The sequence below is a fragment of the Variovorax sp. 20P10.2.4 genome (genome assembly GCF_058244205.1).
The window spans coordinates 1-1,070 of sequence record NZ_JBZAYE010001189.1; the positions used below are offsets into that span (position 1 = coordinate 1).

The following is a 1,070-nucleotide window of genomic DNA, read 5'->3' on the forward strand; positions in this document are numbered from 1 at the left end:
TCGCGACCCCTTGCATAGCGTTAACAGGTCCTATCGGCGAACCGGCCCTCCCATGAAAACGCTCGTCGTTCATTGCCATCCGAACCCTGACAGCTTCAACCACGCGCTCTACCGCACGGCGCTCGCCGCCCTCGAACCCCGCCACCAGGTCCGGGCCATCGACCTGTACGCCGAGGGCTTCGACCCGACGCTGACCCGCGAGGAACGCATCGCGTACCTCGACAACACCCAATTGATCCGCGAACGCGTGCAACCCCACGTCGAAGCGCTGCTGTGGGCCGAGCACCTGGTGTTCGTCTATCCCACCTGGTTCCACGGACCGCCCTCGATGCTCAAGGGCTGGCTGGAGCGGGTGTGGCTGCCCGGCGTGGCCTTCCTGCCGGCCGAGCGCAAGGGCCAGGCCGCGCGCTCGGGCATGCGCCACATCCAGCGGCTCACGGTGGTCACCACGGGCGGCTCGCCGCGCTGGTTCGTGATGATCATCGGCGACCCCGGGCGACGGCTGTTCACGCGCGCGCTGCGCGCCCTGTTCGCCTGGCGCTGCAAGGTGACCTGGCTGCAGCTGCACGACATGAACGCCGTGACCGCGCTCGACCGCACGCGCTTCATCGAGCGCGTGGCGCGCAAGCTGCAAACGCTGTGACCACGACCCCAACGATCCGGGAGAAAACACCATGAGCCTCGAACGCACGCTCACCGTCCGCGTGACGCGCATCGCGCGCCAGACGCCCGAAATCCTGGCCTTCGAGCTGGCCCATCCCTGGGGCCGCGCGCTGCCCGGCTACGAGGCCGGCGCGCACATCGACGTGCACATGCCCGGCGGCTTCTCGCGCCAGTACTCGCTGGCGCGCGCGCCCTCGGCGGGCGCCGTCTCGTCCTACCTGATCGGCGTGAAGCGCGAGGCCGCGAGCCGCGGCGGCTCGGCCTCGATGCACGAGCGCGTGCGCGAGGGCGACCTGCTGCCGATCAGCACGCCGCGCAACACCTTCCCGCTGCAGGCGCAGGCGCGCCACCACCTGCTGCTGGCCGGCGGCATCGGCATGACGCCGCTGCTGGCGATGGCGCAGGCG

General features: G+C 70.5%; 2 protein-coding genes. Both read left to right on the forward strand.

From position 1 onward, the window contains the following. Positions 1–52 precede the first annotated feature (52 nt). A complete protein-coding gene (locus tag AC27VN_RS42200) occupies positions 53–643 on the forward strand; it encodes an NAD(P)H-dependent oxidoreductase (protein WP_093351348.1) in 591 nt (196 codons plus the stop codon). A gap of 31 nt (positions 644–674) precedes the next feature. Next, on the forward strand, positions 675–1,070 hold a 396-nt coding region (locus AC27VN_RS42205; RefSeq protein WP_490880626.1), incomplete at its 3' end, for a ferredoxin reductase.

What these genes read in the sequence shown, in the direction of transcription:
- AC27VN_RS42200 (WP_093351348.1), top strand. Translation starts at nt 53, where the DNA reads ATGAAAACGCTCGTCGTTCATTGCCATCCGAACCCTGACAGCTTCAAC.